The following is a 3400-nucleotide window of genomic DNA, read 5'->3' as shown; positions in this document are numbered from 1 at the left end:
AGTATACCCTCGAGAACATCATGGAGGCTCCCATCCAAGATATTCATCAATTTTACCCACAAAATTTTAAAAAATAACATCCTATAAAGACGTTGTTGCTTGGCTTACCTGTACTTCGTGGAATGGATACGTATAAATAGTTTAAATTACCTGAACCAAAAGCAATCTCTACACACGTCTGCGAAAACAAATTACTTTGAGCCGCCAATCAAACAAAAAGCCCTAGGCTTGAGTATTTTTGGTAATTTGTAATGGGTTATTATTCTGCTTTTTGTATGTCTAACACCTCACGGGTTTCCTCATTGATCGTAATCTTGGCTTTAATTTTATCCCTGTATATTTTAGCAAGCAGTAATGTCCATTGAATTGTTTTTTCATTGGTAAGATGATACCATACCTGTCCATCTAAGCTATGATCTACTTCTATGTATGGTTCACTGGTAAAAGGCGCATCATAGTTTAAATAAATTTCTTGAAAGGTAGGCAAAAGTATTTTTATAACATACAAAGCTCGGTTTTCCCCATAAGGTTTGCCACTAAATGTTAGAATATCCTCTATAATTATTTTTGACTTCATATTGTAACACTTTCTAAATAGAAGATAAAATATTTTCATCCTCATATACTAGACAATTTTTAAGTATTTTTTCATTCGTTGAAGCATCTGCACATACTCTTACAATATGCTCAAATGTTTCCTCAAAAATTTTTTGCTTATTTTTTATTATTGGATCATTTTCATCTGAAAACTTCTCCATTTTCTCTGAACTATTTGTTCCAAAAAAAAGCTTTAAGGGAGGAAATCGCGTGTAACCGATGGCTATACCATCCTTAAAAACTTCGAACCTACTCATTTTAATATCTTTCATCACTAATTATTTAATTGATAAATCTTCTTTCAAATTTTTGTTAAACTCTTTTTTTACTGCGTCTTTAAAATTGTAATAAAAGTACCAATACTCAAAAAAAGAGATTGGTAAGCAGTTTTAAGAAATTTATCTGGTGAGCATTTACTCGACTCGGTTATAGACTATTATTATATAAAGTTTGATAATAGGTTATTTGACAAGTTACAAGTAACTGATTATCAGACAAAATCGACTATTAATTAGCCAAGGTGACAAGTAATGTTAAAATTTAACTAAAAAAATGTTTGCTTTTATGGAAGTGCTTTTTTAGGTTTGCGACCATAAAGTAAAACAAAACTGCTTTGAATATGAACAAAAAAAGTTTACATACTACAAAATGTTGGTGGTGGCACAAAAGAGCACTCTCTTCTGTGAATAGCCCCGTTGTATACGTGTAAAACTTTATTACATAAAGATATAAGCAAAAAGGCTTCCTGTTCACAGGAAGCCTTTTTGCGTTTTGGGGTAGTTCTAATGAGACACTTTAATAAGTAACAGTAAGCATTAACGACAAGTAGTGGTAAGTGATGAATAGTCAATCTAAGCACTTGCCACTACTGACAACACACAAGAAATATTTGACAAAACACGATGAAAAAGTACGCATTAAAAACCCGTTATCGTAAACTACTTGCCGACACTCTTACACCAGTGGGCATTTACCTAAAGTTGCGCGATAAATTTGCCAACGCTTTGTTGCTCGAAAGCTCAGACTACCACGGAGCAGACAATAGTTTTTCCTACATCTGTTTTCAGCCCATTGCCAGGTTTGAGGTACAGCAACAACAGGTAAACATGCTGTTTCCTGATGATACCCGCTCGACCATTTCACTGGACAAGGCAGGGTTGAGCCAGGCAAACGGGCAACCACCTAAAGATGTAGTGGGGCATTTCGAAGATTTTTCAAATTTGTTTGAGTCAGAAAAGCTGCCCTTTGATTTTATCTACAATGGTATGTTTGGTTACACTTCTTTTGACTCTATTCGATATTTTGAAGATTTAAACTTTAAAACTTTTACCAACGACGCCCGCCAAATCCCTGACATACTTTATCAGACCTACCAATATGTAATTGCCATTAACCATTTTAAAAATGAGCTTTACATCTTTCAACACTACTACGAAAACGCTCCCCGCACTACTTTCGAAGCTGAACTGGCAGAGGTAGAAAACCTGATCCGTAGCAATAATTTCCCCCAATACGACTTTCAGATTATCAATAAAGAAACCTCTAATATCAGTGATGAAGAGTACATTGCTATGGTAGAGAAGGGCATTCATCATTGCCGTCGGGGAGACGTGTTTCAAGTGGTGCTATCGCGTCAATTTTCTCAACAGTTTTTAGGTGATGAGTTTAATGTATACCGCCACTTACGTTCTATCAACCCTTCGCCCTATTTGTTTTATTTTGATTATGGCAGTTTCAAAATATTTGGGTCTTCGCCCGAAGCCCAGCTGGTAGTTAGCAATCAACAAGCCACCATTCACCCTATAGCGGGTACCATCAAGCGTACCGGAAACGATGCGGCTGACGCTACGCTTGCCAAGCAATTGTTTGCAGATGAGAAAGAAAACGCTGAACATGTCATGTTGGTAGATTTGGCACGCAATGACCTAAGCCGCAACGGAAGTGGGGTGCAGGTAGAGGCTTTCAAAGAAATACAGTACTATTCTCACCTTATTCACATGGTGTCTAAGGTAACCGCCAACATTGATGATAAAACCTCTGGGATTCAACTATTTGCCGATACTTTTCCGGCAGGAACACTTTCGGGAGCCCCCAAACATAAGGCTATTCAATTGATTGACCAATACGAAAATCAAAACCGGGGTTTTTATGGGGGTGCCATTGGTTTTTTGAATTTTAAAGGGAACATGAATCAAGCAATTATGATTCGCTCTTTTTTGAGCAAAAACAATGAACTTTACTATCAGGCAGGTGGAGGTATAGTATCTAAATCGAGTCCTAAAGGTGAGCTCGAGGAAGTCAACAACAAGCTTCGAGCCCTGCGTAAAGCTATAGAAGCGGCAGATAGTGTAAAGTCAGTAGTTGGTAGTCGGTAGTGTTTACTACTTCTGACTGTTAATTTTATAAAACCCTTAAAATCAATTTTTCATTGGTAATTGTAGTTTGCTCGTAAACCTAAGGGTTAACAATAGCCCGTAGAAGCTCCAGGGCTTTCTTATAAAAAATGAGAAACCTCGCTGCAGCCTGCAAAGCACAAGGTTTTGATCGGGCGTGGAGACACTGCCCTCCGAGGACAAGCTCGGAGCAGGCAAGGCAGAAATATGGTTTTTCGGGGGTATATTCTCCTAAAGATTCTTCTATAAGAAAACCCTGGTAGAAGCTCCCAACTACTGACTACTGACTACTGACTAAAAAACTAAAATATACCTAACATGCTAGTATAACTGTCATATTATGAGAGAGTTATCTTCACTTGTAGCTTATGGCTAATTGCACCGATATTCATCGGTATCTAAGGACTTAC

Annotated in this window: 3 protein-coding genes; 1 reads left to right on the top strand and 2 read right to left on the bottom strand. The window is 37.3% G+C overall.

Annotation, left to right across the window (positions count from 1 at the left end; genetic code table 11):
* Positions 1-259: 259 nt before the first annotated feature.
* Positions 260-577: a hypothetical protein gene (locus Q0954_RS33300; protein WP_299466181.1), complete on the bottom strand. Its 318-nt coding sequence runs from the start codon at positions 575-577 to the stop codon at positions 260-262.
* A 13-nt stretch (positions 578-590) separates the two neighbouring features.
* Positions 591-869 (bottom strand): hypothetical protein, encoded by a 279-nt coding sequence (locus Q0954_RS33295; protein ID WP_299466178.1) that lies wholly within the window; start codon positions 867-869, stop codon positions 591-593.
* A 630-nt stretch (positions 870-1499) separates the two neighbouring features.
* On the opposite strand from Q0954_RS33295, the gene Q0954_RS33290 reads away from it, so the two are divergent.
* Complete coding sequence (locus Q0954_RS33290) at positions 1500-2972, top strand: anthranilate synthase component I family protein (RefSeq protein WP_299466176.1); 1473 nt, start codon at positions 1500-1502, stop codon at positions 2970-2972.
* Positions 2973-3400 lie beyond the last annotated feature (428 nt).

The sequence above is a fragment of the uncultured Microscilla sp. genome (assembly GCF_947493425.1).
GTDB lineage: Bacteria > Bacteroidota > Bacteroidia > Cytophagales > Microscillaceae > Microscilla.
This window is presented reverse-complemented; position numbering and strand designations above follow the sequence as displayed.

Excerpts from the sequence above, each read along its gene's own strand:
- Q0954_RS33300 (WP_299466181.1), bottom strand. The coding sequence starts at position 577 with ATGAAGTCAAAAATAATTATAGAGGATATTCTAACATTTAGTGGCAAA.
- Q0954_RS33295 (WP_299466178.1), bottom strand. The coding sequence starts at position 869 with ATGAAAGATATTAAAATGAGTAGGTTCGAAGTTTTTAAGGATGGTATA.
- Q0954_RS33290 (WP_299466176.1), top strand. The coding sequence starts at position 1,500 with ATGAAAAAGTACGCATTAAAAACCCGTTATCGTAAACTACTTGCCGAC.